Below are 271 nucleotides of genomic sequence, written 5' to 3'. Positions count from 1 at the left end.
CGAAGCAAAAGGTTTTGAGTTGTTTAAAACCATCCAGCTCCCCTATATAGCCCCTTCCAACCCTTACTTAACTGCACGAATTGTGAACGAGCTAATGGCTGATGGCTTGGCTGAGGAGTTCACTCGACGAGGTGTTTATCCAGCACATGTTATGCCAGTGAGACCTCTAAGCTTAATGAGCAAAACACCTATTCGTAGACCTGAAGACTTAAAAGGCAAAAAGGTGGTGTCATTTATGAATGCGCCGGGTGCGGCAGAAGACTTAGGCTAC

General features: G+C 46.1%; 1 protein-coding gene. It reads left to right on the top strand.

Features of this window, described 5'->3' with window-relative positions; translation table 11 throughout:
• Nucleotides 1-19: 19 nt before the first annotated feature.
• On the top strand, nt 20-271 hold a 252-nt coding region (locus A3763_RS29280), incomplete at its 3' end, for a hypothetical protein (protein ID WP_231872331.1).

The organism is Oleiphilus sp. HI0128 (assembly GCF_001635365.1).
The sequence above is the reverse complement of the archived record's forward strand: the minus strand, read 5'-3'. Positions and strand labels throughout refer to the sequence as shown.